Source organism: Lacibacter luteus, from assembly GCF_004118265.1.
Lineage (GTDB): Bacteria > Bacteroidota > Bacteroidia > Chitinophagales > Chitinophagaceae > Lacibacter > Lacibacter luteus.
This window is the reverse complement of sequence record NZ_SDHW01000001.1, coordinates 1,828,932-1,855,189: the sequence shown is the minus strand read 5'-3', so window position 1 is coordinate 1,855,189 and position 26,258 is coordinate 1,828,932. Positions and strand designations below refer to the sequence as shown.

Here is a 26,258-nt window from a genome sequence, read left to right as displayed (position 1 = left end):
TTCTTTACAGGATCTTTACCACGTAAAATTTTTTGCATTGCGCATCACGTGTTTCTTTGTTCAGGAATTTCCCTGTTAATGCTGTTACATGGTAATCGAGTCCTTCGTGTACAACTTCAAAATGTTTATTGTTATCGGCAAGGTCTTTCAATCCTTCTTCCATGGTTAGTAAATACATACCACTGTTTACACTGTTTAAATCGTGAATACCTTTTACAATGCGTTTGCTGTAAAAGTGTAACGCTGTGCCGTTACCGTTGAATTTGTAAATGAAGAATTGATCTTTCGGAATGTTTTGTTTTGCAACAAAGCGTCCGGCATTGTTACCCGCCTGGTAGTTTAACAGGCTTGGATAAAACCAGCTGCTGAGAAAAATATTTAAACCAATAATAGCCGAAAGCGATAAAGCAATGAGTTTACGGTTGATGTTTTTATTAAAGAGTAAAGCTGCTGCTGCAATCGCCGAAACAGCAGCAATAACCCATGGCCATGCAGACGCAGACGGAAATGCAAACAGCAAAATAAGAAAAGGGGCTGCCAGTAATACAGCAACAACCAGCCAGTGAATGGGTACAATAGTTAAACGAAGCCAGTTCAGTTTCTTTTCCCAAAACAAACTGTAAATCATTTTAGCGGTAATGATGGCGATAAAGGGTAACACTACATAGATGTAATGCGGCAATTGATATTTTGAAATGCCCAGTGAGCAATAGCTTAACACGAAACCGCCGGTAGTTAAAAACTCTTCGTTACGTGTAAGCGTAAAACGGTTATAAACGATCTGCACCAGTTCACGAATCAAGCCTGCAACAAAGAACAACGTCCACGGTAACATACCCCACAATAAATTTTCAAACAGGAAGCTGAACGGTGCATTGTTGTTCCATACATTTTCGCCGGTAATGCGGCCAAAACTTTGTGTCCAGTAAAAGAATTTTAAACCCGAAACATTTTTTAAACCATTTACTGTTTTTTCAGGATGCAGATCAAATTGCTGATACAAACCAATACTCATTGGTATCAATACAACAGCAATTACTACCAGGCCCAACAGGTAAACCGGTTGGAAAATCTGTTTCCATTCACGCTTTAAAACAAAATGACTGCCAAATGCAAAGATGGGTACAAACAATGCAATAGGGCCTTTGGTAACCATGCCTGCACCAATGGCGGCAGCACCCAATAAAAAATGTTTCAGTTTTTTTGATTGGTACCATTCTGCCAGTTGCCACATGGCAATAATTACCCAACTCATAAGAATAGTATCTGTACGCACATCGTTGGTAATTAAAAAAACAGCCTGGCAGGTTGCAAGTACTGCAGCAGCAAGCAGTGCAATTGTTTTATCGTAAAACAATCTTGCAAAACGAAACGTAGCAAGCACAGCAAAAATGGCAAAGAGGATAGAAGGAAATTTAAAGCCGAAATTGTTTTCACCAAACAGTTTCATTGAAAATGCAGAAGCCCAGAACAGAAACGGAGGTTTATCTAAATAATCTTTTCCTTGCTCATATACTTGCAGGTAACTGCCGCTCTCGTTCATTTCACGGCTCATGGCAGCGTATTGCGAAGAATCGACATCCATTGTATCAACACCCAATGCAACAAAATAAACGGCACAGATAATTGCAAAAAGTACAGCAATGGAAGTCTTGTTCATAAAGAGGATTTAGTGAATAAGTGCACGAAACTACAACCGTTTTGCCGAAGATGATTAGGCTACTTCTCGGCCGGTGCTTGCACGCCACATAATAAACCAGTCTTCCCGTTCCAGTTTAATATTAGTAGCATCTACTGCCGATTTAATGCGTTCAATTTTTGAAGTGCCGGCTACAGGATGTATGCGTGATGGATGTGTCATTAACCAGCTGAGTAAAATAACATCAGCAGAGGTATTGTATTTATCGGCAAGTAACTTGGCAACTGCAAGAATGCGTTTATTGCGTTCGTCTTCATCATCTGCAAATAAATTACCGCCGCCCATCGGGCTCCATGCCATAGGAATAATGCCGTGTTGCTGACATTGATCGAGTGTGCCATCGCCAAACGGATCGAGATGCAAAACAGAACATTCTATTTGATTTACGCTTACCGGAAAGCGACTGCGGATAAGATCGACCTGCCATTTGCGAAAATTCGATACACCAAATTGCAAAACCTTTCCTTCTTTCTGTAATTGCTCAAATGCAGCAGCAACTTCTTCTGCATTAAACAAAGGGTCGGGGCGATGAATCAATAAACAATCAATATAATCGGTATGTAGATTTTTCAACGACTGTTCAACCGATTCTGTAATATGGGTGAATGATGTATCGTACGATTTTATTTTGTGATGCGGACGATTGACAGACAGCATGCGGATACCGCACTTTGTAACAATCTGCATTTGCTGCCGTAACGAAGGCTCATGCTTCAATACTTTTCCAAACTCTTCTTCAGTTGTATAATCGCCATAAATATCTGCATGATCGAAAGTGGTAACCTCAAGCGATAGACAATCCTTGATCATTGCTTCGTATGCAGCTGTATTAAAGTGAGCGCCCCATGCACCCCACTTCATGGTGCCGGCTATTATTCTGGAATAACTCATTTAAGATTTGAATTTTCGATGATCATTTCCGCTAAGCGACTATCTCTTTTGTAAAGATCGTTACGAAAATTGATACGGCCTGCACGATCTACCCACGCTGTAAAATAAGCAATAAAGACAGGAACAGGCTTTTGCACTTTTACATATAACTCTTTCTCTGCATTCATTGCAGAATCGATGCGGGCTTCTGTCCATTCGGGTTGGTGGCGCAACACATAAATCGCTAAACGGCGGGGTTCTTCCACCCGAATACATCCATGACTGAATGCCCGTTTATCCTGGCTGAACAAAGATTTCGATGGTGTGTCGTGCAGGTAAATGCTGTGGCTGTTGGGGAAGAGAAATTTTACTTTGCCTAACGCATTCCATGGGCCGGGCTTCTGGCGAATGTTGCTGCCGTTCCATTCCATGTGATTGCGTTCAAGATAATTTCCGTTACGACGGATAGCAGGTAAAATTTCTTTGTTCTTGATGCTGCTTGGTACATTCCAGTAAGGGCTGAAGACAACCGTATTCATCATGCCGTTAAAAATGGCGGTCTTGTTCATTTCTGTTCCTACAACTACGTTCATGCTCCACACAAGCGAATCGTTTTCGTATGCATGAAATTTATATTCGGGAATATTTACTACAATGTAATCCTGGTTAAGCGCAACAGGCAGCCAACGGCAACGCTCCATGTTTACAATAATCTGTTCAATACGTTTGGCCAAAGGGAAGTTGAGTTCAGCGACCATACTCCTGCCAACAATACCATCATCCTTAATGCCATAACGTTGCTGAAAATTTTTAACTGCTGTTTCCAGTGCTGCATCAAACATGTTCGATTGATCATTGCTTTTCAGATCGCCGAGTAAATGCAGATGCTCTTTTATTTCGCTAATTACTTTGCTGCTGTCGCCCAGCCGGTAACTTTTCTTATCGGCTTTAATCGGTTTCCAGTTGCCGCTTTGTTCAATGCTGCGGTATTGTTTCAAAAATGTTTTTAATAAGCCATATTGCCTAAACACCGGTTCGGTATTCATAAACGCAGAGGATGGCACATTCAACAGCGAATCAAGAAAAGCAGCATATGATAATTTTTTGCGGGGCAGATCCCAATTGGTTGCCTGCATTCCTTTTGCTCAAAGCCCCGTCCAGATGGTTTTAGCATAAAAGAAATACTGCGCAGTAAGCATCAGTTCAATGGTACTGTTGGGTTGCCCGGTAAACGATTCTGTTGAATCATTATCCATCAACGCATGAAACTCGTTGTGGTAAATAAGGCTGGCCGAAACGCCTTCGTCCGAAATATTTTCAATTTTGTTATACAGATTACCTGCTTGTTCAAGAATGCCATTCTGGTCGAACCAGGCATAAGCATAGTTGCGGTGCTGATAAAAACTGAGCAGTTCCTTTTCATAAACCTGTAGCCTTGGATATTGTGTAAAGAAAGCAGGAATTGCAGTACTATCGAACTTTAGTTGAGTTTGTGTGCTGAAGTTACCCGGCAGCGTTATATCGGCCGGTTGTTTTTTAGGAATCGTATCGACTACCTGCCCGTTGTTTTTTCCGTTAGATGATTTGCAGGCAGGAAGAGTAAGTATAATTAAAGAGGCACAGAATAAAATCGGGTAAAGTGTTTTATGCAACATAGCGAAAATGGTATGTGGTATGAAAATAAAAAAGTCCTGCTAAAAAGCAGGACTTCTGTTTATTTCTATTGAAAGGAATTAAGCTTCTGCAGCAATTTCCAATTCAACTTCAGCTTCGTTACCATTAGCAAAATCAACTTTTGCTTTGTAAGTGCCGAGTTCTTTTACTTCGTCTGGCAGGTGAATTTTGCGACGATCGATTTCATAACCTTTCTGCTCACGGATTGCACGTGCAACCATTACAGTGGTAATGCTACCGAAGATTTTACCGCTTGTACCTGTTTTAGCAGTAAGTTTTACAGGAGCTTCAATAAGTTTTGCAATTACCGACTTGATTTCAGCCATCATTGCATCTTCTTTCTTCTTCTGAACTTTTAAACGCTCGTTTAATTGTTTCAGGTTAGAAGGTGAAGCTTCTACAGCGAATTTCTGAGGGATGAGAAAGTTACGGGCATAACCGTTCTTTACTTTTACAACCTCGTTCTTACCGCCGAGTGTGTTTACATCCTGAATTAAGATTACTTCCATTGTTTTGTTTTTAGTTTCCGTAACCCAGTTTTTACACTGTCTTCCCGAATGCAATTCCGGGAGTTAGGGAAAGGTTCACTAATTGTTTTTATTTCAAAAGATCAGTTACATAAGGCAACAGCGCCATCTGGCGTGCTTTCTTAACAGCATCTGATAATTTACGTTGGTATTTAAGCGAGTTACCGGTTAAACGACGGGGAAGAATTTTACCCTGTTCGTTCAAGAACTTTTTCAGGAACTCAACATCTTTATAATCGATGTAACGGATACCGTACTTCTTGAAGCGGCAATATTTTTTACGAGGTTTCTCGGTTTTGATCGCCGTCAGGTATTTGATTTCATTCTTTGCCATGACTTACGCCTCCGCTTTTTCAGTTGAAGATGCTACGCCACTTCTCTTTTTTGCATTGTACTCAACGGCGTATTTGTCGAGTGCAGTGTACATGTGACGGAGCACTTGCTCATCACGGTGAATCTGAATGTTCAGTTTCGCATTAAAATCAGAAGGAGCTTTGTACTCAACAACCCAATAAATACCGGTTGTTTTTTTCTCGATCGGATAAGCGAGTGACTTTAAACCCCAGGGATTGCTGTGTACCAGTTCGCCGCCGTTAGCTGCAACCAGGTCGATGTAGCGTTTTTGTGCTGCCTTGAATTCGTCATCAGACAGAACAGGGGTAAAAATCACCATCATTTCGTAATTGTTCATTACTGTTTGTGATTTAAAAATTAAAAATTGGGTTTACCCATCGGATCCCTTCCTTGCGGTCGGGAAATCTGCCAATACAGATTTGGGGCTGCAAAGGTAGGGGAATACAGCTGAACTTGCTTCACGAAAGCCCTGTTTTTTCAGGCATTTGCGCCTTGTGGTAGCGGCAAAGCTACGACTGTAAAGACTTTGCAAAACTGCAGCATACAAAAAAGCGCCCGGTTTTGGCGGGGCGCTTTGATTTTCAAGGCTTTTGCTTTTTAAAGTTTGAGCAGTTTTATGAGTTTGCGCTCACTGCCTTGTATAATTTCTGCGAAATAAATACCCGCACGGAAGCCTTCGCCAACCTTAACCGGCTGGTTCTGGCCATTGCTGATCTGTTGTTCCAGCACCCGACCCTGAACATCGAGTATCCGTACCACAATACGTTCGGTACGCTGGCTGTTTATCAACAAGGTAAACATCGAAGTTGAAGGATTCGGTAACACCTGTACTGCAAGTGTTGTTGCTGCAGCAGTTGTTACACGGGCAGCAGCAGTTGGTTGTGTGGTTACACAAGTTCCAAGCATATCGCCATGTGCAAGATGATCGGCTACATCGGCCTGACTGATGCTGATGATTTGTTTGCCGCTACCTGTGCGATGACAGATAGTTACTTTGTCGAGCTTTTTGCCACTTCTGATATCAAGTATATCAATTGCTTTTTCTGCAGTTGCAATGCATCCGTTGGCATCAGATACAGTAACTGTATAAACAGTTGCTGTTTGCGGGCTTACCGTTGCTGTGGCAATTGTTGAACCATTCGACCAGCTATAGCTGTATCCTTCGGTTCCGCCACTTGCAGAAGCAGTTAATGTAATGGATGATGCCGGAGCATAACCAATATAAACAGTATTAGGCACAGTACCTGTTGGCAAAGCATAGGCATCAGCAATTGTAACAACAGGTTTGCTGTTTACGATAACTGTTGTGCTGCAGGTTGCCTGGTTACCCCAGCCATCTGTAGCTGTCCACACAATAAGGCTGCTGCCAATATTGAACAGGCCACTTGCATCATTACCTGTGCCGCTGCGTTCAGTTGCTCCGCTGATGCTGTAGCTGTAAGTAATTGCATCGCCACAATCGTCGGTAGCAACAAAGGCAGGAACTGTATAGCTGTTGTTTTCAACCGCACAGAATTTTATTTCCGTACTGCAGGTTGTTACAACCGGTGCGGTTGTGTTTACAAAACGGTAACGGCTGAAAACAGGGTAGTGATCGGATGTTGTAGAGCCATAATTGCTTACCAGCGATGTAACATCGGTAAGAATTTTAGCACTTGCGGTCATATAATCTGCAACAAGTTCGTTCGATACGGTTACATGATCGATTACATCGTTATAACTCACTGTAGATTTTTTGCCCGCTAAGCTTAAAGGCAATGTAACAGGCGTAAAGTTTACAGCATCGTTTGTAAAGATCGAATACGATGTGGTTGTAAACCCTGCGGTGATCGATTGATCGAGATCATCATTGTAATCACCAAGAATAATGATGTTATCGTTTGCGTATTGTTGCTGCAATGTGTAATGCAATGTATCAGCTCCACGCTTTCTTCTGTTATATGATTCCGTTGTGGGTGATGTGTTTGCTTTTGCCTGCACCAGGATAAACTTCACAGGCTTGGTTACACAATTCAATGTAACATCTGCACTCATCATATAAGGGAAGCGACCACTTGCCCAATAGTTGTAAGCAGGGTTTGTAAGATCGGCTGCAGTATTAATGCCCTGCGATAACAATGCTGTTGTACTTACATTGCTTACTACCGATGTTTTATAAATGAATGCCAGCTTTTGTGCACTTGCCAATGCCGATGGCGGATTAGCACTTGTATTGGTATGCGAACCGTAGTTGCTGATTACATAAGCATAGCCCGGCATCTGGCTTACTACTGCAGCCAAACGCTCTTCACTTACAATTTCAGCTACCGCATAAACATCTGCATTAAGGTTGCTGAGAATGGTTTTTACATTCTGTTGCTGCAGATCATTATTTGTTGGACCATTATCGGCGCTGCCAAACCATTCAACATTCCAGTTTACAACTTCAAGTGTTGTTACAGGATCGATGCTTGAACCACCAAGGCTGATAGCTGCAGAAAGATCGCCACTGCTGATACTGATGTTTCCTGTAAAGTCTTGATTGTTTTGTGCAGGTGCGAAACGAACTGTTACAGTTTTGAGCAGATTGTTTGCTTCAGCAACTGTGTATGTAACAGAAGGACTGAACGTAAAACCATCTTTCGACAAACTGAATGCACCTGTTGCAGTAAGTGTGATATCGTTTGTAAGATCGTTACCAACAACTGTAAATGTTTTATCGGCCGTACTTCCTGCCGCTGCAAATGCAAACTGCATATCAGTTGTGCTTACGGTTAAGCTTGGTGGAGGAGGTACGGGTGAATTGCCAAGAGCAATATCATCCAATGTCCAACGTGCACCTTCATCATCATCCGAAACATATACAAAAGCAAAATGTACATTGCTTGCTTTAAATGCGGAGAGATTGATGTTTTCTGACAATGTCCATACGTTTGATGTTTGTGCAGGGAACTTGCCATTGATATCGGTCCATGTTGCGGAAGAAGGATCGCCGCTTACATAGTTTGTAGAAACTTTCAGTTGTAAAGGCTGACCGTTAAATGCCGTACGGCTCCAGAACGAAAGCAACGGATAATCTGTAGCCGTTAAATCGAACGAAGGCGAAATCAACCAATCTGTATTCGGCACATTGGTACCACCTGCAAAACCATTCATTTGCACAGCACTTGGGAATGCTGTTGTAGCTGCAGGGGCATTCGGGTCACGACCAAAAGTTGTGCATGCCCAAACAATGCTTCCAACCTGGCTGTATTGCGTAAAGCCATCACCTAAAGCTGAAGAACAGTTTTGGAAATTGGCTACATAAACATTGATGCCTGTAGTGAAAGCCCATGTGCTGTTACCGCTAATACCTGCAAAAGCATTGCCTTCAAGATCTGTTACAGCGCCTGCTGCCACTTCAAGATAATAAGCTGTATTGATCTGCAGATTTGTTAATGCAACACTTAATGTACGGCCGCTTAAAATTGCATCGTTTACTGCTATTGTACGCACAATACTGTTATCGCTGCTTTTCTTTAATACAATATTGCCGCTTCCCTTTACAACATCTTCACTGAACGTGATTGATGATGTAAAGTTTACAGCAATATTCGTTGCGCCGTTTGCAGGTGTAAGTGTTGTTGCAGTTGGAGGTATCAGATCAACAGGGTTTGCTTCGATGGTAAAGTCATCAATTGAAAGCCCATGATCTGAACCACTGTGATCGATATCTTCCCAACGGATCATAAACTCTGCATTCGCAGGAATATTCAAACCGGCAATACTGTATGTAATAGCAGTACTGTTATCTGCACTGTTTCCATTTAATGCTCCGGAAGTTGTACTGGCAACAGGGCTTGAAAAATCTAACGAAGACACCGGAATCCATGTTCCTGCAGTTAGGGAAGTAATGGTTGTATTACTTACCTGGTATGCGAAGTTTACAGTTTGTGTGCTTGCAACACCACCATTGCGCCATTGTTCGCCACGGTAAGTAATTTTCAATTTAGTAATTGCTGTTCCAGTGTTGTTTTTAAAGCGTGCTCCGTAGAAGACTGTACCCGTACTGCCCGATCCTACAGAACCCAATGCTCTGTCTATACTTGCAGCATCGCCAAAACTGTAGAGTGCGCCTGCATTGGAACTACCTGTTCCGCTATTGTAAGTTGTACGTGATGCATACCAACCCGCAATAGTGCTGTTATCGGCCCAAGGCAATGAAGTGCCTGTGTTTGCAAGTGAGTTAAAATCTTGCGAGTAACCCGATGAAAGTAAAATGCCCGGAAGAATATCATCACTTGTAAGATTGATTGTTGCTGATCCGGTGCCAATTGTTGCCGAGCCGGAAACGCCGGTTATTGTAAGTTGAATTGTTTCAGCTGCTTCAACATCATTATCATCAATAACAGGCAACGTTACTGTTGCAGTTGATGAACCTGCTGCAATTATAACAGAACCTCCTTGTGGGTTAGAATAATCACTTCCTAAAGTTGCTGTACCTGCTAAACTGTACGAAACTGTAATGCCACCGGCAGGAGCAGCGACAGAAGAGTTAATTGTAAATGTTCCGCTTGTTGCAGGTTCGGCAGCATTTGCTCCTGCGCTAGCAGAGACGCTTATTGCTGCATCGTTATCAGCAATGCTGATGCTTTGTGTAGTTGTTCCGCCAAGTAAAATACCTGCGGATGGATTACTGATCGTTAGAATGGCTGTTTCAAGATCTTCCGGTATATTATCGTCAACAATCGTAAATGTTGTCGAACCTGTAGTTTGTCCATTAGAAATTGTAATGGTACTATTGCTCAATGTAAAATCGCCAGTAGTAATATTTGTACCTGATACAGCAAGGTCAATTGTTTGATTTCCTGTTACAGGTGCGCTGGCAGTTGCAGTAACAGTTACTGCAGTTGTTCCGGCTTCGGTTCCGGCATTGGAGCTTACAGAAAGATTAACCGTAGGTGAAGCTGCCACCGAGCTTGCAACTCCGTTAATTACTACGTTGTCAATACTAAATGTACCACCCGTAGCTTCTGCATTCCACCCATAAAATCGAAAAGTGAGTGGAGAAGTAATTGCGTCGAACGATGAACTCAAAGTAATTGTACTTCCCTCTTCAGCAACTGTTGTAAGATCAGAAACCTGAAATATATTAGTTGGTACAACTGAGAGATCAGTGTTTGCCGGCGAGATGCTTGCGGGAAGATTAGTGTTAAAATCTAAACTTGATCTTACGGCATACTGCCTGATACCGGTGCCTGATCTTTGTAATGTAAACGTAATCGAGTTCACATCCAACGAATAACCAGGCAAGGGTGTTATTGTTACTTCGTAATAACGAGTTGTTGTTATAGAACCTGAAAATACATCAGATCCATTTACAGCCCCCGTAGATTGTCCTGTAAAACTAAACCGGCCCCCTGCGTTAGGATTTGTAGTGGTTTGTCCAACTGCAGAAAATGAACCGAATGTTAGCCCCGTAGCGATAGGTACAGGAGTTGGGTCGGTTGTTCCGGAACTTGTTGTAACATTGGCGAAATTGTACGTGCCAGAAAAACTTTGACTCCATCCACTATTGGAAAAGAGCAAAAATAAGGGCACGAGTAAAGATGGGAACCTTAAAAATTTTCTCATTGCTTTAGTTTAATTACAAATTAAAAGTGGAAGAATACAGGAGAGAGGATTCGGATTAATCGGCAGGATTTTGGAAAATTAAAAATAAAGCGAATGCCGATTCACATTGAGTTTTGCAGGTAAAATATTTATTAACTTCTTCGTAAAACTACTGGGAATTACTTTTTTCAAGGATAACACCTTCGAGATAGCCGAATTTTTTAACCCGGAATGTAACATCAAACCCATCTTCAAAAAAAAGTTCTTCATGGCGTGGGGTACAATACAACACAAATAAACGCCGGGGACGTTTTGCAAGGCTGCTGTTTATTTTACGAATTACATGCTTCATTAATACTTCATCAAACGGATTAAAAAGAAAAATGGTTGTTACATGCTCATCAATAGTAAGGGAGTTCAAATCTCCCCATGCTAAATTATAGGCGGTTGTCGGGTATTGTTTTTTTAGTTTTTCAAGGTTTGTGTTTGCTGCTTCTATCAGCTCTTTTGCAAAATCTATTCCTTCAACTTTTTTGTAACCGTACGCTGCTGCAACACACAAAGCCCGCCCTTTGCCACAGCCAATGTCAAGAAAAGCTCCCTTTTTTGCAGTGTCGGGCATGCGATCTAACAAAGCCTCAAGGGTAAAATAGTTCACCGGCATGTATTCGGTAGCATGCTTAAGTTGCGATCCTTTTAGTTTTAATTTGGAAAGACTGATGGCCGCAGTCGTATCAATATTGTACCTGCGTTCGCCCTGGATTTCTTTTTTTAACGTAAACCAACCCAGTTTATAACTCCAGTTGGAAGCAATGTAGTAGAAGTATTTGATATGGTTTAGAAGTTTCAAAAAACAGATGGTCTTATGTCAATAATCTTTAGTTGAAGACTTGTTGTGCCGTTCCATTCATTCTCATCAATTGTATATACAACATCAACAGGTCCCTTTTGTAAAATAGGGAATAAATGTGCAGAGCGGAAACTGATGCCTGTTAAAACTGTTTCATTCTGCTTTACTACAAAACGAAGATGCTGTTCTTTTACAATTTTACTGTAGCCTGTATCAATTACATTTTTCGATACAAAAACAGGACGCATGTTTTCGGGACCAAACGGCTCCATTTGTTTAATGATGTTGAAAAAAGCAGGTTTTATATCCGCAAATTTCAGTTCGCTGTCAATAATTATTTCAGGAGTTAATTGATGATCTTTAATTGTTTCACTTACAGTTTTTTCAAACGCATTTGTAAATGCATCGATGTTTTCTGGTTGTAAGGTTAAGCCTGCTGCTGCAAAGTGCCCCCCGTAACCTAAGAGGTGCTCCCTGCATGCATGAATAGCTTCGTATAAATTAAACCCGTTAACACTGCGGGCACTTCCTGCAGCATAATCGCCGCTTTTTGTTAATACAATTGTTGGGCGATAATAATGTTCTGTTAACCGTGATGCAACAATGCCTACAACGCCTTTGTGCCAATGCGGTTGGTAGAGTACAGTTGTTTTTTTTGTTTTGAGTTTGTCATTACTGTTAATGATGTGCAGTGCTTCTTCGGTAATCGACATATCCGCTTCTTTTCTGTCATCATTATCTGCATGCAACAGTTCGGCGAAGCTTAGTGCCTGTTCATAGCTGTCGGCAATAAACATGTCTACTGCTTTTTTTGCATCGTCCATGCGCCCTGCTGCGTTTACTCTTGGCGCAATTATAAAGACCAGGTTGTTGATATGCATTTCTGTACGCACATCACTTAAATGCATTAATGCTTTTATACCATTTGATGGTTGTGTGTTTACTCGTTTTAAACCATGAAAAGCAAGTATTCTGTTTTCTCCTGTAATTGGTACAATGTCGGCTGCAATTGCAGTTGCCACCAGATCGAGATAACAGTAGATTTTCTCATCTGCAAGTTGGTGTTTCTCTGCAAGTGCAGTAATCAGCTTAAATCCAACCCCGCAACCACATAGCTCTTTGTAAGGATAAGCACAATCTGTTTGTTTGGGATTGAGAATAGCTGCTGCGTCGGGCACGGCCGCATCGGGTAAATGGTGATCGCACACAATAAAGTCGATTCCAAGCTCTTTTGCATAGGCAATAAGTTCTACAGATTTAATACCACAGTCGAGCGAAATAATAAGCGTAAAGTTGTTGTTTTTTGCAAAGTCGATTCCTTGTTTTGAAACACCATAACCTTCACGATAGCGATGGGGGATATAAAAATCGAGTAATGATTTGGGATGAAGCTCACAAAGAAATTGGTACATGCAGGCAACACTTGTTGTACCATCCACATCATAATCGCCGAATACCAAAATTTTTTCCGAAGCTGCAATAGCTTTACCAATCCGAGCCACAGCTTTGTCCATATCTTTCATTAGCCAGGGACTATGCAGATCACTTAACTGCGGTCTGAAATAATCTTTGGCTTTTACGAATGAGTCAATTCCACGTTGTGCAAGAGTTTTACAAATAACAGCGTGGACTTTCAGTTCCTGTTCTAAAATATCAGCGCCTTTCGGGTTGTCAGCTAAAAATGTCCATCGTTTCTGCATATCAGTATTTTCTGTCGGTTGTATAGCGCACAAGAGATTCTAAACCATCACGGATTTCGTTTTGAGGAAACTGCTGCAATAAAGCAATGGCCTCATCTCTGTAACGAAACATCGTTTTTTCTGCATATTCAATACCTCCCGCCTTTACAACTTCTTCGATAATGTATTGGATGTTTTTCTTTTGACGGTTATCATTTTTCAAAAGATAAATCAGCTCTTTTTTCTTGACCCCATCAACGTTGTTTAGCGTATAGATCAACGGAAGGGTAAGTTTTTTTTCTTTGATATCGTTTCCAGTAGGTTTACCAATTGATGCACTTCCATAATCGAACAAGTCGTCTTTTATTTGAAAAGCAATTCCGGCTTTTTCTCCAAAAAGTTTCAACTGTTCAGTTTTGTAATCGTCAGCTGTTGTTGACCATGCTCCTGCTGCACAGGCAGAGGCGAGGAGTGAAGCTGTTTTATTGGTAATGATTTCAAAGTAAACTTCTTCACTAAGGTTTAATTTACGGGTTTTTTCTATCTGTAATAATTCGCCCTCGCTCATTTTTTCAACCGCCTCAGATAAAATCTTTAGCGTGTTAAAGTCGTTGTTTTTAAGAGAAAGTAGTAATCCTTTCGATAAAAGGTAGTCGCCAACAAGAACAGCTACTTTATTTTTCCAAAGGGCATTAATTGAGAAAAACCCCCTTCTTTCCATCGATTCATCGACCACATCGTCGTGAACTAAGGTAGCAGTATGCAGTAACTCCACTAAGGCCGCAGCACGGTGCGTATTCTCTGTAACTGTTCCAAACAGTTTGGCGCTTAAAAAAACAAACATTGGCCGAACCTGCTTTCCCTTGCGTTTGATAATGTATTGCATAATGCGGTCAAGCAAAGAAACCCTGCTTTTCACCGCCTGTCGAAACCTGTCTTCAAAGGTATTTAGCTCGTCTTTTATAAGAAGTTGAATGGAAGAAGTCGTATTCATGATGCGGCAAATTACGGTAATTGCCTTTTTTTCAATAAAAATCAGTTCAAAGCAGCACTTCTTTATCGAAAGCGGTCATATACGACTAACTGATTGTAAATAAATTGCAAAAAATTTGCTTTTTAAGCTGTGATCTCTATTTTTGCATTAATCATCAGGAATTTTCGAAACTTAATTACAACAACTATGGCAAGCAAAAAGTACACCCTTTTACTGGGGGCCCTATGTTTCTTTTTAACAAACGTCTCTGCTCAAAGCTACGACTGGAAAGACTCCTCTCTCATCCCTAAAAAAGGACAAGCTCAACACAGCGAGTTTTTACAAAACCAAAACGCATTTCCTGCGAAACCACGTAACCAATGGGAAATTGGTTTAAGTGTTGGTAACTCTTTAATTTCAGGCGACGTATACGCTAAAATCCCTCAAATTGGTTGGGGTGCGCATGTTAGAAAAGCGTTCGGTTACATTTTCTCAGCTCGTGTTCAGTACATCGGCGGTATCGCAAAAGGTATGAACTTTACACCAGCTTACAACTATGCTAAAAACCCAGCTTGGGGTCCTAAATACGACGGCCCTCAAAACATTAAGCATGGCGGTACAACTCCAGGTTTACCCGGCGGTCAGTCTGGTCAACTTTACCAGGTAAGTTCTAAGCAGTTGCAAACTAATAGTTTGTATGTGCCTATTACTGACAACAACATCGATGCGGTTTATTATAACTACCGCACAGTGTCTCATCAGTTAGCTTTACAAGGTATTATTACTTTAAATAATATCCGTTTCCATAAATCAAAAACCAATTTCGTTATCTACGGTTTAGCAGGTATCGGCGGTATGATTTATGAAACTAAGTCTAACGCATTAAATGCAAGCGGCGCCCCTTACGAGGCATTATTTAATACTGTTGCTGCAACATATGCTCCATCTTTCAAAAACAGAAAGCAAATTCGTCGTGATTTGAAAGCTGGCATGGATAATACATACGAAAGCAAGGCTGACGGTCACCAATTGCGTCGTCCTAAATTGTTCGATATGACTTTCAAACCAGTTGCTCAAGTTGGTGCTGGTTTAGCTTTCAAAGTTGGCAAACGTTTCAGCATCGGTGTTGAAGAAGTTTTCACAACTACAAAAGATGATTTACTTGATGGTCAGCGTTGGCAAGAATGGGCTGTGGGTGATGCTTCTCTTACTCGTGATTTCGATACATGGCATTATACAAACATCAACTTTAACTATAGCCTTGGTGCTAAGTCAGTTGAGCCTCTCTGGTGGTTAAACCCATTGGACTATGCTTACAACGAATTGAATGCTCCTCGCCACATGAAAATGCCAAAACCTGTTTTGGACGATGCTGATGGCGATGGCGTTACAGATCAGTTTGATAACGAACCTAACACTCCTGCAGGTTGCCCTGTTGATACGCATGGTGTTGCTCGTGATACTGATGGTGATGGTGTTCCTGATTGTAAAGACAAGGAACTGATTACTCCTACTCAGTGCCAGCCAGTAGATGCTGATGGTGTTGGTAAGTGCCCAGATCCAGAATGCTGTAAAAATCCAGTAGTTGTTCCTCCAGCTTGTAACCTGGTTGATCTCCCAAGCATCAACTTCGGTGGTAGCTCAAGCAGCCTGAGTGCTGAAGCAAAAGCTTTGGTTGGTAGTGTAGCTTCTTCTCTCCGTGGTAATCCTGAATGTAAATTGATCGTTTGCGGTAGCGCTGCTAAGAGCAAATCTGGTCAGGCATTAGGTCAGAAGCGTGTTGATGCGATCGTTAAGTACCTGGTAGAAGTACAAGGTATCAGCGCTGATCGTGTAGTAGCGCAGTACGACTGCCACGAAGGCGATCCTTCAGTAGTTGAGCTCCGTGCTGAAAAGAAATAATCGTACAGACTAATTGCTTATATAGCCCCTCGGTTTCACCGGGGGGCTTTTCTTTATGAAAAGATTAACCGCCGTTTTCTGATTCAGAAAAAGGTTAGCCCTAATTTGCCCGAAAATCTTAACTTTGCTGGCTTTTATGAATTTGATCATTCGTTTTTTATTTCTGGTAATCGTTGCAGGCTCATTTGCAGGATGTAATAAGAAAACAATTACAAAAATCCTCAAGAGTAAAGATGTGGAGTACAAACTGGGTATGGCAGAACAGTATTATGCCAATAAAAAATTCAGTAAGGCTCAGGTTATTTACGAAGATCTGTTTCCGTTGTTGCGAAACGATCCGAGATTTGAAGATCTTTATTATAAGTATGCCTACTGTGCGTTCAATCAGAAAGATTATATGAGTGCAGAAAATCTGTACAAAGGATTTTTAGAAGTATTCCCTAAAAGCTCGAGGGCGGCAGAAGTTGATTATATGCGTGCTTATTGTTATTACAAGCAGTCGCCACGAGTAGAGTTAGAACAAACTGCAACTGAAAAAGCTATTGGGGCAATGCGTACTCATTTGAGTAATTATCCTGAATCGCCTAAGGCAGAAGAAGCAAGAAAAATCATTGATGAATGCTTTGATAAGCTGGAGCTTAAAGAATACAAAAGTGCGGAATTATATTATAATGTTTCATCTTACAGAGCTGCAGCAATAACATTTACCAATTTGCTTAATAATTATCCTGCATCAAAAAAAGGGGATGAATATAAGCTCATGATCATTAAATCATACTTTCAGTATGCGCAAATGAGTATAGAGGAAAAACAGAAAGAGCGTTATCAGAAAGTAATAGAAGAATATTACGATTTTGTTGATCGTTTTCCTGAAAGCAAGCTTACAAAAGACGCTGAAAAATATTTCATTCAATCATCAAATAATATAAAATCAAATAAAAATGAGCAGACTAATACGAAAAGTTAGCGCTAACACAAGCAATGTTGTAGAAACAAAGAATGTGGCTGACTTAAAGGCTAAAACAGGCAACTTGTACGAGTCTATTGCTGTTATTGCCAAACGTGCAAACCAGATCAATATTTCTTTGAAAGAAGAATTGCATAATAAGCTGGAAGAGTTTGCGAGCCATACCGATAGCCTCGAAGAAATTCACGAAAACAAAGAGCAGATTGAAATATCAAAAGCATACGAAAGAATGCCAAACCCTGCTTTATTGGCTACACAGGAATTTGTTGATGATAAAGTATATCATCGCAGAGCTGAGAATGATTTATTCTCTTAAGAGAGTAGCATACAAGATTTGTAATGGCGGTCGAGCTCGACCGCCATTACTGTTTTTTAATTGAACATTTTACTCTATTTTCAATAACAAATGAGTTTAGCAGGCAAGAAAATAGTATTAGGTATTAGTGGAAGCATTGCAGCGTATAAATCAATTTTATTAGTTCGGCTTTTGATAAAGGAAGGTGCTGATGTAAAAGTGATGCTTACTCCCGCAGCTAAAGATTTTGTTTCACCATTAGTACTTTCAACACTCTCTAAAAACAAAGTTGTGGTGGACTTGTTTGAGGAAAATAGCTGGACAAATCATGTTGAATTAGGCAGGTGGGCTGATTTGATGCTGATAGCTCCTCTAAGCTGCAATACCTTAGCAAAAATGGCTACAGGTATGTGCGACAATTTATTGCTTGCGGTATACCTTTCTGCTACTTGTCCGGTTATGGTTGCCCCTGCAATGGATGAAGATATGTGGAAGCACCCTGCAACGAAAAACAACATAGCGTCTCTTAAATCATTCGGAAACATTGTTATACCTGTTGCTGCCGGCGAACTTGCAAGTGGCCTGGTAGGAGAAGGACGAATGGCAGAGCCCGATGCAATACTTAATTCTATTCAGCAGTTTTTTTTTCAACAAAATGAATTCTCCGGTAAGACGGTTTTAATAACTGCCGGTCCAACTTATGAAGCTATTGATCCGGTTCGTTTTATCGGCAACAACTCAAGTGGTAAGATGGGGGTAGCTTTAGCTGAGGAATTGGCCAAAAGAGGTGCAAGAGTGGAACTTGTGCTGGGGCCATCATCGCAAATAGTGAAATCTTCAGGTATAAATGTTACAAAGGTTACAAGTGCAGAGGAGATGTTTAATGCGTGTGCGAGTTTGTTCCCATCTTGCCAAATAGCAATAATGTCTGCAGCCGTGGCAGATTATACGCCTGTAACAATTGAGAAAGAAAAAATAAAGAAGAGCGATACAGACTTGCAGGTGGAGCTTAAACGTACAAAAGATATCCTGGCATATTTAGGCTCAATAAAAAACAAAGAGCAGTTGCTTGTGGGCTTTGCATTAGAAACACAAAACGAAAAAGAGTATGCTCTAAATAAGCTTGAGTCTAAAAACGCAGATATGATTGTTCTCAATTCATTAAACGATCAGGGTGCTGGGTTTGGTAAAGACACGAATAAAATCACAATTTTCGATAAGAATAAACAGGAATATGCGTTTTCTGTAAAGAGTAAAACAGAAGTAGCTAAAGATATTGTTGATACAATTAAACAATTTATACATGTTTAAGAAATTGCTTGCTGCAATTATTTGCACTTGCTTTGTTTTTTGTTTGCAGGCACAAGAACTGAATGCAAGGGTTCGTGTTATAGATAATCAAATGCCTTCTACTGTTGATCGCAAAATTTTTCGTACACTGGAAACTGTGCTTACAAATTTTTTGAATAACCGTAAATGGTCGCAGGATAATTTTAAGTCTGCTGAGAAAATTAATTGCCAGTTTTTAATTAACCTGGAATCGATGGTTGAGCCAAATGTTTATAATGCAAGCATCACCATACAGGCAGCACGTCCCGTTTATGCAAGTTCTTATGTGTCGCCGTTAATTAATTTTAAAGATGCAAGTCTCGACTTTAAATATGTTGAATCGCAGCCAGTTGAATTTAATGATAACAGAATTTCAGGAGCTGATCCATTAGCTTCGAACTTATCTGCAGTAATGGCATATTATGCATATATCATTATCGGGTTCGATTATACTTCTTTTTCTACCAGAGGTGGAGATCCTTATTTTCAAAAAGCGTTGAACATTGTAAACAATGCTCCCGAAGCAAGTAAAATATCAGGTTGGAAGTCGTTCGAAAGTAATAATCGTAATCGTTATTGGTTAACTGAGAATTTAATTAATAACAGGTACGCCACCATTCATGATGTTTATTATACTTACTATCGCAAAGGGTTTGATAAACTTTATGAAGATGAAGCTGCTGCGAGATTGGAAGTACTCAATGCGCTCTTATATCTTGATAACTTGAATAGGGAAACTCCCAACCTGATGGTTGTCCAGTTTTTTATGCTCGGCAAAGCGGATGAGTTAATCAACCTTTTTCGTAAGGCACCGCAGCAGGATAAAACGAGAGTTGTTGAAATATTGAGCAGGCTTGATATTACAAATTCAAACAAATACAAACAGGAGTTGAAATGAGGTTGAAGCAAGTTGTTATTTTATGTGTAGCTGTTTTTTTATTTGCGTGTTCGGGTAAGGGGAAAGTGCCCTCCAATGTTTTAGGTGAGCAAAAGTTTCAGGCTGTTTTAAAAGATATTGTTATTGCGGATGCCTTAAGTACAGAGCAGTCGTTTAAAGATACCGGCGTTAAAATTCCCGATGCAAATGCTGTCTACTTTTTAAAAGTTTTTGAAATGCATGGCGTAACCAAAAATCAATTTATGGTTAGCTATAATTATTATTTAAGCCGGCCCGATCTGCTGAAAGTTGTTACAGACTCTGTATCTGCACAACTTTCTCGTAAAAGTGAACGTCTGTCTGCCGATACATCAAAACCTAAACCCAATGGTCATAACGTCTCGAAAGCTGGAGCAGGAGCTGGGAATAAATAGCGTAATTGCTAATTACTTCGCAAACGAAAGAAAGGTTCCCGACAACAACCTTTTTTGGAAAAATAAACGCATTTATATTTCGTCTGGTTTTGGATTTCTTACGATTCCAATGATCTTTGACCTGGTACATAAATGCGGAGTATCATTGGATTTATTACTGCAGGATGAACATGTGTCTTTAATGGAGCAAGGCTTTCACCTGTTGAAGCTCTATGAGAATGAAGAAATATCGTTTGAAAATTTTCTGGTTGGCTGTAAAACTTTACTGAAGGATAAAATAAAACAACCAAAGTTGGCCGCAGATTTGTTTGCTGTGTTTGCCGGTAAGCAGGCATCGTTCTTTACATTCGAAACTAAACATAAAGCTTTAGCAAGATCGGACAGCTTTTTATTTACGTTAGTAGATATTGATTTAACCGATGAGTGGATAAATCAATTTTTACCATACTGGTATTCCCTTGCACGCCCTATTTTACTGCTCGACGATTTTAAAGATTTGCCGGAGGACAGATTATCTGGAGATGAAAATACAATTATTGAGTTAGGAAATGATGCTGCGGCGATTGAAGCGGCTTATAACATGGGCATGTCCGATTTGGAACTACTTGCAACTATAAATCCACAACTTGCAACATTTATGCGAAGGTTCCTAAATGAAGCACTTCGATACAGCTACATTAAAACAGAATTGCTAAAAGCTTAATCGATCAATGAGTTTTTCATTGCAAAGAAAACCAGGCCAACAGAGTTCTTTACACCAAAACGTTCCATCAGGCGATCTTTAATTGCCTCAACAGTACGTGCACTGATTTCCATTTCTTTGGCAATTTCCTGAGCTGTGTATTCCATACATAAAAGACGAATAACCTGTTTCTCTTTATCAGAGATTTGAATTTCGCTGTTAAGTGTTGGAATTGATTTAACCTTGTTGTGTGATTTTTTGAGGAGAATGCGATTTACAAAGTTGTTGAGATAATATCCTTTTGTATACACTTCCAGAATAGCTTTTTTGATCTCCGAAGGGTCGGAGCTTTTAAGTAAATATCCATTCGCTCCGTTTTCCATCAGATGTGTTACAAAACGTTCGTCTTCATACATCGTTAACACCAATACATGCATATTGGGATAAAGCTTGTTTACCGCTTTGGTTGTTTCAATTCCATCCTTGCCGGGCATCCGTAAATCCATAAGAATTACATCAGGTTCTGCTTCAGCTAAACCTGCAAGCAACTCGTCGCCATTTTCAGCTTCAAGTACAAACTTTAAATTAGTATACGCACGAAGGGAAAGAATTACGCCTTTCCGGAAGATTTGATGATCGTCTGCGATAGCTACTTTTATCTGGCTCATATTATCAACAATTGTAAAGTTACTGTTTTCTCAAGTTACAACATTGCCTCAATTGGAATCTCAATAGTAACCTTATAGTATGTATTAGAGGGGTCTTTTTCAAAAAGGATTTTGGAGTTAAGGATTTTTACCCTGCTGAATATATTTTTCAATCCCATTCCCTGGGGCGTATCTCTTAACTTTTCGTACTCTGTTTGAGTAAGTCCTTCTCCATCGTGATGGATACGAATATATATATACTGATCCGTTTTATTTTGAGTTAAATGGATGAAACTGGAATGACTGTGTTTAATGGTATTATTTACTAACTCCTGCAACACACGGAAAATTGACAGTTCGTAATCAAGTTTTAAACGTCGCTTATAATCATGAAAACGTGCACTTGCGCTAATGGATCCGCTTCCGTTTATTTTTTGAAACATGTCATTTACAGCACTTTCCAAACCAAAGTTCTTCAACGTTGGAGGAATAAGGCTATGTGACATGTTACGTATCAACTGAATCGTATCATCAATAATCTGCTTGGCATTATAGATACTTTGCAATTGTGTTGCCTGATCCTGGTGAATTAGATTTTCATTCAAATAAAGACGTACTGTAGCAAGTAATGGTCCGGCATCGTCGTGTAAATCGGCTGCAATACGTTGGCGTTCTTCTTCCTGACTTTCAATAGATGCCTGAAGCATCATTTGTTGTTGCTCCTCCTGCATTTTTTTCATCCGTAGCTGAAAGTAAATAACCTTTCGCTGATGAATAACAATGAAAACAATGAGGCCAACAGCCAACAGAAGCATCCCGAATGTACCGAAGTACACCACATAGGTTACGTTAGTGGAAGTTGTGGCTTGTAAAAAAAACATGGGTTATAAGCAGTTATGCGGTAATGGGTTTTGATGTCGTTGATAGCAAAGGGTCTTTATATTGTTTGAACGTTGCAAAGGCAATGAGTAAATTATGCAATATCGATAAAGACCCAAAAATATTCATATAATCATTTTCATTTGCACTGTTTTGCAACCAAAAGGCAGCGAATATGTATATAAAGAAAGTACCGGCAGCATGTATAAACACAGCTGTTACATACCAAAATTCCGGTAGGGCGTAAATGAATAAAGTGTCGGGTTTTTTTATTTGTTCGTAAAAGAACAGAATTGATAGTACAATAACTAACACACCTTGAAATGATGACGGTGTTTTGTCATAATAGTTCCCGTCTGCAAAGAAAAAGAAGTATATACTTAACGTAAAAACATAAATAATAAACCCAATAAGCACTCCCTTTCTTAATAACGATGTAGTTGATATACTTTTGAAAACAAGGCAAACAATGGCCATTTTTATGTAGGAGAAGGTAATACCGTTTATTTCATAAATACTGAAGTTCCGGTAAAAAAAATAATTATTCAGTAATTCGCTAATAAGCTTAACTAAGAAAAATGATAAGACAAACTTTTTGAATGGTGATTGTCTGTTGGCTTTATTAAGAAAAAAAGCAATAATCGGGAGCAACAGAGTTAATCCCCGTAAATCGTTTATAGATAAAAAAGTTCCTATATCTGATGGTTTAAATCAAATATAGGAACTTCCTATTAGTAGTCAAAAATTACTTAATACTACTTACTTGCCAGAGCCCCAGCCACTGTTATCAATAGTGCCATCATCACCAACAAGCGCTTCTTCCATAGTGATTTCACCAGTAGCAGAAACTACAGCATATTGGTAAATTGGTTGTTTGTTAGCATCAACAGCTACAATGATTGCTTGGCGAACACCAGCAGCGTTGTAACCGGGAACAATTGCGATGCCTTCGCAGCCTGGTTGTGATAATGCTTTCAGAAATAAATCCTTTCCAAGGATGTTTACAAATGCTTGCTCAGGGTGCTTGTCAAAAAAACGTTTTGCCATTTCTTCGCCAGCTTCCAAGCCAATGTGTCTTCCAATTTCGGATACGTTTTGGGTTTTTTGAAGTAATTCGTGTTGCATAGTTGTAGGTTTAGAAGTTAAGTTTGAACTACTAATTTTTAAAAAAACTCGCCGACGAACAATAGTTTAGCATTGTGAATAAGTTGTTACGCTGCACTTAATTATTTGAAATAAAGTGCTTTATGCCTTAAATTTTGTGAAATAAGTAAAATAGCTAAGGCAAATCTACGTATTAAAATACGTAAAATTACTATTTCAAAAACTGTAAATTAACGAGTAGAATTTGCGAAAAATGACGAAGTAGGACTACTATGTGTAAAAAATGTGAATAAGTAGAAACACTTATTTAGCCCTCTCGAATGAATGGAGTTAAGGTCAACTATTCCTTTGATCTAATCTTTCAACACTCTAAAGTACCTAATTTAATTGGCTCAAGCAAGCAAATTGAAAGCGTATAAAAAGCACTGGTAAATGGGGTGAACGCTTTAACATACAAGGAATTAATCTATTTTGGTAAGCAAATTACTTTGAAGTGTGAATTAAGTAGTTTATTTTGCACTAACCTCTAAAACCCAAATATCCCATGTCTGTAGATACTAGCATTAAATTCGCTATTGCCGATGATCACAAAATCTTTCGTGACGGCATAAAAATGGCACTTGGCGGCAGACCCCACCTTAAATTAATATGGGAAGCAGAAGACGGAAAAGATCTGATGCACAAACTCACAATTAAAAAGCCCGACATTCTTTTAATGGACATTCGAATGCCTGAGCTGGATGGCATTAACGCTCTTCCGTTGATTAGAAAGGAGTATGAAGGCGTTAAAATTGTGGTGTTGAGTATGTACGACGATCAGCAAATGGTGAGCAAGATGATGGAGATGGGGGCCAATGCTTATCTTACAAAAACTACCGATCCTAACGAGATCTACGATGCTATTTTAACCTGCATGAATGAGGATTTCTACTTCAACGAGCTTGTTAACCAGGCTGTGTTGTTGAAACTGAACTACAAAAAAACAGTTAAACAGTTTTATCCCAACACAACCAAATTCTCTGAAAAAGAACTTCAAATCCTCAAACTACTGGCAGAAGATAAAACCACGGAGGAAATATCTAAAACTGTGTTTTTGAGCCCCAGAACAATAGAAACCATAAGGCAAAACATGAAAAATAAAGTGGGGGCTAAGACGATTGCGGGCTTAATTGTTTACGGAATGCGTAACCGGTTAATTGAGTAAAACCGTAAAATCCACAATTTTAAAGTCAGGTACTACTACCAGTAAAAATGACGCAAAAAAGCGCCATCTTGCATACTGAATAAGTACTACGTTAAACAACATATCCTATGTACACAATGAAAACCGTAAAACCAACTGACTCCACGACCGACATTATCAAAGTAGCCATTACTGATGACCATGTTTTATACCGTGCAGGTGTAAAAACTGCATTGGGTATGAAAAAGGATATACAGGTAGTATTCGAAGCAGACAATGGCATGCATTTATTGAACATGCTCAAGTCGATTCAGCCTGATGTTATCCTGCTTGATGTGCAAATGCCCATCATGGATGGTATTGCTACACTCCCCGAAGTAAAGAAACTCTATCCCGATATTAAGATCATTATGCTTACCATGCACGATGAGCATACCATGATCACTCGTTTAATGGAGTTAGGAGCAAATTCTTACCTCACCAAAAATTCGGATAGTGAAGTGATTTATGAAGCAATCAAAACCTGTCATGAACAGGAGTATTTCTTCAACACACTTACCAATAAAGCATTGATCGATGGTTTAAAAATGAAACGCCAGGGCGATTCGGTGATGGGCCACGATGTAAAGCTGAATGAAAAAGAAATTACAATCCTTCGTTTAATGTGCGAAGAAAAAAGCACAAAAGAAATTGCCGATATTGTTGATCTGAGTCCACGTACGGTTGAAGCCATTCGTGATAAACTCAAATCGAAGATCGGAGCAAGATCAACAGCGGGGCTTATCCTCTATGCTGTAAAACACAATATTATTGAAGGTTAAAACGAATAAACCAAAACCAACCGTATAGGCGATACTGCAAAGTGTCGCCTCTTTTTTTATATTCGCCTGCAATGGGAACAATGTATAACCTTGATGGTAAACTGTATGCTGCAGATGAATTGCTGATTCGTCCCGATAACCGGGCATTCCGATATGGCGAAGGTTTGTTTGAGACCATCAGGCTATATAAAGGCGAAATGCCTTTGTTTGATTCGCATTGGCAGCGACTTACCCGTTCGCTGCCAATTCTGTTTTTTAACCAGCCAACTCACTTTACAAAAGAATATCTGAAAAAAGCATTGCTTCAGTTAGCCCAACGGAATAATTGTTTTGATGCAGCAAGGGTGCGTATTATGATTTTTAAAGGCGAAGGAGGAATTTGGGAAAAGCCAACTTCTGGTTTTCGTTACCTGTTGCAATGCTGGCCCCTCGAACAAAAGGAAATAAACATAAATAAGAATGGGCTGGATATTGGTGTGTTTGAAAGTGGCCGCAAAGCCTGCGATGAAATTTCGAACTGCAAAACAAGCAACTATCTTTTGTATGCTTTGGCAGCACAATATGCGAAGGCTCAAAAGTGGAATGAGTGCATTGTATTAAATCAATTTAACAGAGTGAGCGATGCCACTATTGCCAATATTTTCTTTGTAAAAAATAAAACCATTTATACACCTGCACTTACTGAAGGTTGTATTGCCGGAGTTATGCGTACGCATTTACTAACATCGTTACCTCAAAACGGATTCAGCATTAAGGAAGGCGCATTTGCTCCGGAAGAGTTAGCTGAGGCAGATGAAATATTTCTTACAAATGCAATGAGCGGATTACGTTGGGTGAAGCAATGGAATGAAAAACAGTACACAGCTCAATTTGCGTCACTAATTTTTCAACAGATCATAAAACCGCTTTTCTCCTGAACATTCTGAACGGATCTTCGTTAT

Annotated in this window: 25 protein-coding genes; 10 read left to right on the top strand and 15 right to left on the bottom strand. The window is 39.8% G+C overall.

All coding sequences use genetic code 11. From position 1 onward, the window contains the following. Positions 1-4: 4 nt before the first annotated feature. From ESA94_RS07470 to ESA94_RS07420, 11 genes are all read right to left on the bottom strand, one after another. The gene (locus ESA94_RS07470; protein WP_129130199.1) at positions 5-1,660 is read right to left on the bottom strand and encodes an ArnT family glycosyltransferase; all 1,656 of its coding nucleotides are present in this window, start codon (positions 1,658-1,660) and stop codon (positions 5-7) included. A gap of 54 nt (positions 1,661-1,714) precedes the next feature. Continuing rightward, positions 1,715-2,590, bottom strand: a complete 876-nt coding sequence (locus ESA94_RS07465; protein ID WP_129130198.1) for an aldo/keto reductase — start codon at positions 2,588-2,590, stop codon at positions 1,715-1,717. Next, the gene (locus ESA94_RS07460; RefSeq protein ID WP_129130197.1) at positions 2,587-3,705 is read right to left on the bottom strand and encodes a L,D-transpeptidase family protein; all 1,119 of its coding nucleotides are present in this window, start codon (positions 3,703-3,705) and stop codon (positions 2,587-2,589) included. Before ESA94_RS07460 ends, ESA94_RS07465 begins: the two co-directional genes overlap by 4 nt. Before the next feature lie 9 nt (positions 3,706-3,714). After that, positions 3,715-4,224, bottom strand: coding sequence for a L,D-transpeptidase scaffold domain-containing protein (locus ESA94_RS07455; RefSeq protein ID WP_129130196.1), 510 nt, complete (start codon positions 4,222-4,224; stop codon positions 3,715-3,717). Positions 4,225-4,302: 78 nt separating this feature from the next. Then, positions 4,303-4,752, bottom strand: a complete 450-nt coding sequence (gene rplI / locus ESA94_RS07450; RefSeq protein ID WP_129130195.1) for a 50S ribosomal protein L9 — start codon at positions 4,750-4,752, stop codon at positions 4,303-4,305. An 88-nt stretch (positions 4,753-4,840) separates the two neighbouring features. Further along, positions 4,841-5,104 carry a 30S ribosomal protein S18 gene (rpsR, locus tag ESA94_RS07445; protein WP_129130194.1) on the bottom strand — a complete coding sequence of 88 codons (264 nt, stop codon included), beginning with the start codon at positions 5,102-5,104 and terminating at the stop codon, positions 4,841-4,843. Positions 5,105-5,107: 3 nt separating this feature from the next. Continuing rightward, entirely contained in the window at positions 5,108-5,461 is a 354-nt protein-coding gene (gene rpsF, locus ESA94_RS07440; RefSeq protein ID WP_129130193.1) for a 30S ribosomal protein S6, read from the bottom strand. 260 nt (positions 5,462-5,721) lie between these two features. Beyond that, on the bottom strand, positions 5,722-10,716 hold the full coding sequence (locus ESA94_RS07435; protein WP_129130192.1) for a T9SS-dependent choice-of-anchor J family protein: 4,995 nt from the start codon (positions 10,714-10,716) through the stop codon (positions 5,722-5,724). Positions 10,717-10,864: 148 nt separating this feature from the next. Then, the gene (locus ESA94_RS07430) at positions 10,865-11,545 is read right to left on the bottom strand and encodes a class I SAM-dependent methyltransferase (RefSeq protein WP_129130191.1); all 681 of its coding nucleotides are present in this window, start codon (positions 11,543-11,545) and stop codon (positions 10,865-10,867) included. Then, positions 11,542-13,245: a single-stranded-DNA-specific exonuclease RecJ gene (gene recJ / locus ESA94_RS07425; protein ID WP_129130190.1), complete on the bottom strand. Its 1,704-nt coding sequence runs from the start codon at positions 13,243-13,245 to the stop codon at positions 11,542-11,544. Before recJ ends, ESA94_RS07430 begins: the two co-directional genes overlap by 4 nt. 1 nt (position 13,246) lies before the next feature. Then, positions 13,247-14,218, bottom strand: coding sequence for a polyprenyl synthetase family protein (locus tag ESA94_RS07420; protein WP_129130189.1), 972 nt, complete (start codon positions 14,216-14,218; stop codon positions 13,247-13,249). A gap of 186 nt (positions 14,219-14,404) precedes the next feature. Between ESA94_RS07420 and ESA94_RS07415 the strand changes: the two genes are divergently transcribed. The 7 genes from ESA94_RS07415 to ESA94_RS07385 all read left to right on the top strand — a co-directional run bounded on the left by ESA94_RS07415 (position 14,405) and on the right by ESA94_RS07385 (position 20,704). Beyond that, positions 14,405-16,099: an OmpA family protein gene (locus ESA94_RS07415; RefSeq protein ID WP_129130188.1), complete on the top strand. Its 1,695-nt coding sequence runs from the start codon at positions 14,405-14,407 to the stop codon at positions 16,097-16,099. A gap of 136 nt (positions 16,100-16,235) precedes the next feature. Continuing rightward, positions 16,236-17,066 carry an outer membrane protein assembly factor BamD gene (locus ESA94_RS07410; RefSeq protein ID WP_129130187.1) on the top strand — a complete coding sequence of 277 codons (831 nt, stop codon included), beginning with the start codon at positions 16,236-16,238 and terminating at the stop codon, positions 17,064-17,066. Further along, positions 17,041-17,382, top strand: a complete 342-nt coding sequence (locus ESA94_RS07405; RefSeq protein ID WP_129130186.1) for a DNA-directed RNA polymerase subunit omega — start codon at positions 17,041-17,043, stop codon at positions 17,380-17,382. The genes ESA94_RS07410 and ESA94_RS07405 overlap by 26 nt, the downstream gene beginning before the upstream one ends. 90 nt (positions 17,383-17,472) lie before the next feature. Further along, entirely contained in the window at positions 17,473-18,672 is a 1,200-nt protein-coding gene (gene coaBC, locus ESA94_RS07400; protein WP_129130185.1) for a bifunctional phosphopantothenoylcysteine decarboxylase/phosphopantothenate--cysteine ligase CoaBC, read from the top strand. Continuing rightward, positions 18,665-19,588 carry a type IX secretion system protein PorD gene (gene porD, locus ESA94_RS07395; RefSeq protein WP_129130184.1) on the top strand — a complete coding sequence of 308 codons (924 nt, stop codon included), beginning with the start codon at positions 18,665-18,667 and terminating at the stop codon, positions 19,586-19,588. The genes coaBC and porD overlap by 8 nt, the downstream gene beginning before the upstream one ends. Further along, positions 19,585-20,001, top strand: a complete 417-nt coding sequence (locus tag ESA94_RS07390; protein WP_129130183.1) for a DUF4296 domain-containing protein — start codon at positions 19,585-19,587, stop codon at positions 19,999-20,001. The genes porD and ESA94_RS07390 overlap by 4 nt, the downstream gene beginning before the upstream one ends. A gap of 145 nt (positions 20,002-20,146) precedes the next feature. Beyond that, positions 20,147-20,704: a hypothetical protein gene (locus tag ESA94_RS07385; RefSeq protein WP_129130182.1), complete on the top strand. Its 558-nt coding sequence runs from the start codon at positions 20,147-20,149 to the stop codon at positions 20,702-20,704. Here ESA94_RS07385 and ESA94_RS07380 read toward each other — a convergent pair. The 4 genes from ESA94_RS07380 to ESA94_RS07365 form a co-directional block, all read right to left on the bottom strand. Then, positions 20,701-21,351 (bottom strand): response regulator transcription factor, encoded by a 651-nt coding sequence (locus ESA94_RS07380; RefSeq protein WP_129130181.1) that lies wholly within the window; start codon positions 21,349-21,351, stop codon positions 20,701-20,703. The genes ESA94_RS07385 and ESA94_RS07380 overlap by 4 nt on opposite strands. A gap of 35 nt (positions 21,352-21,386) precedes the next feature. Beyond that, entirely contained in the window at positions 21,387-22,211 is an 825-nt protein-coding gene (locus tag ESA94_RS07375; RefSeq protein WP_129130180.1) for a sensor histidine kinase, read from the bottom strand. Between the two features lie 13 nt (positions 22,212-22,224). Continuing rightward, the gene (locus tag ESA94_RS07370) at positions 22,225-22,686 is read right to left on the bottom strand and encodes a hypothetical protein (protein ID WP_129130179.1); all 462 of its coding nucleotides are present in this window, start codon (positions 22,684-22,686) and stop codon (positions 22,225-22,227) included. 282 nt (positions 22,687-22,968) lie between these two features. After that, positions 22,969-23,334, bottom strand: coding sequence for a hypothetical protein (locus tag ESA94_RS07365; RefSeq protein WP_129130178.1), 366 nt, complete (start codon positions 23,332-23,334; stop codon positions 22,969-22,971). Positions 23,335-23,857: 523 nt separating this feature from the next. Between ESA94_RS07365 and ESA94_RS07360 the strand changes: the two genes are divergently transcribed. From ESA94_RS07360 to ESA94_RS07350, 3 genes are all read left to right on the top strand, one after another. Then, positions 23,858-24,517, top strand: coding sequence for a response regulator transcription factor (locus ESA94_RS07360; RefSeq protein WP_129130177.1), 660 nt, complete (start codon positions 23,858-23,860; stop codon positions 24,515-24,517). Between the two features lie 116 nt (positions 24,518-24,633). After that, positions 24,634-25,317 carry a response regulator transcription factor gene (locus ESA94_RS07355; protein WP_129130283.1) on the top strand — a complete coding sequence of 228 codons (684 nt, stop codon included), beginning with the start codon at positions 24,634-24,636 and terminating at the stop codon, positions 25,315-25,317. Positions 25,318-25,388: 71 nt separating this feature from the next. Beyond that, positions 25,389-26,234: an aminotransferase class IV gene (locus tag ESA94_RS07350; protein ID WP_129130176.1), complete on the top strand. Its 846-nt coding sequence runs from the start codon at positions 25,389-25,391 to the stop codon at positions 26,232-26,234. Positions 26,235-26,258: the final 24 nt, after the last annotated feature.

Bases quoted from the DNA above. Each gene is read 5' to 3' on its own strand.
- ESA94_RS07470 (WP_129130199.1), bottom strand. From the start codon at position 1,660: ATGAACAAGACTTCCATTGCTGTACTTTTTGCAATTATCTGTGCCGTT.
- ESA94_RS07465 (WP_129130198.1), bottom strand. From the start codon at position 2,590: ATGAGTTATTCCAGAATAATAGCCGGCACCATGAAGTGGGGTGCATGG.
- ESA94_RS07460 (WP_129130197.1), bottom strand. From the start codon at position 3,705: ATGCAGGCAACCAATTGGGATCTGCCCCGCAAAAAATTATCATATGCT.
- ESA94_RS07455 (WP_129130196.1), bottom strand. From the start codon at position 4,224: ATGTTGCATAAAACACTTTACCCGATTTTATTCTGTGCCTCTTTAATT.
- rplI (WP_129130195.1), bottom strand. From the start codon at position 4,752: ATGGAAGTAATCTTAATTCAGGATGTAAACACACTCGGCGGTAAGAAC.
- rpsR (WP_129130194.1), bottom strand. From the start codon at position 5,104: ATGGCAAAGAATGAAATCAAATACCTGACGGCGATCAAAACCGAGAAA.
- rpsF (WP_129130193.1), bottom strand. From the start codon at position 5,461: ATGAACAATTACGAAATGATGGTGATTTTTACCCCTGTTCTGTCTGAT.
- ESA94_RS07435 (WP_129130192.1), bottom strand. From the start codon at position 10,716: ATGAGAAAATTTTTAAGGTTCCCATCTTTACTCGTGCCCTTATTTTTG.
- recJ (WP_129130190.1), bottom strand. From the start codon at position 13,245: ATGCAGAAACGATGGACATTTTTAGCTGACAACCCGAAAGGCGCTGAT.
- ESA94_RS07420 (WP_129130189.1), bottom strand. From the start codon at position 14,218: ATGAATACGACTTCTTCCATTCAACTTCTTATAAAAGACGAGCTAAAT.
- ESA94_RS07415 (WP_129130188.1), top strand. From the start codon at position 14,405: ATGGCAAGCAAAAAGTACACCCTTTTACTGGGGGCCCTATGTTTCTTT.
- ESA94_RS07410 (WP_129130187.1), top strand. From the start codon at position 16,236: ATGAATTTGATCATTCGTTTTTTATTTCTGGTAATCGTTGCAGGCTCA.
- ESA94_RS07405 (WP_129130186.1), top strand. From the start codon at position 17,041: ATGAGCAGACTAATACGAAAAGTTAGCGCTAACACAAGCAATGTTGTA.
- coaBC (WP_129130185.1), top strand. From the start codon at position 17,473: ATGAGTTTAGCAGGCAAGAAAATAGTATTAGGTATTAGTGGAAGCATT.
- porD (WP_129130184.1), top strand. From the start codon at position 18,665: ATGTTTAAGAAATTGCTTGCTGCAATTATTTGCACTTGCTTTGTTTTT.
- ESA94_RS07390 (WP_129130183.1), top strand. From the start codon at position 19,585: ATGAGGTTGAAGCAAGTTGTTATTTTATGTGTAGCTGTTTTTTTATTT.
- ESA94_RS07380 (WP_129130181.1), bottom strand. From the start codon at position 21,351: ATGAGCCAGATAAAAGTAGCTATCGCAGACGATCATCAAATCTTCCGG.
- ESA94_RS07375 (WP_129130180.1), bottom strand. From the start codon at position 22,211: ATGTTTTTTTTACAAGCCACAACTTCCACTAACGTAACCTATGTGGTG.
- ESA94_RS07370 (WP_129130179.1), bottom strand. From the start codon at position 22,686: ATGGCCATTGTTTGCCTTGTTTTCAAAAGTATATCAACTACATCGTTA.
- ESA94_RS07365 (WP_129130178.1), bottom strand. From the start codon at position 23,334: ATGCAACACGAATTACTTCAAAAAACCCAAAACGTATCCGAAATTGGA.
- ESA94_RS07360 (WP_129130177.1), top strand. From the start codon at position 23,858: ATGTCTGTAGATACTAGCATTAAATTCGCTATTGCCGATGATCACAAA.
- ESA94_RS07355 (WP_129130283.1), top strand. From the start codon at position 24,634: ATGAAAACCGTAAAACCAACTGACTCCACGACCGACATTATCAAAGTA.
- ESA94_RS07350 (WP_129130176.1), top strand. From the start codon at position 25,389: ATGGGAACAATGTATAACCTTGATGGTAAACTGTATGCTGCAGATGAA.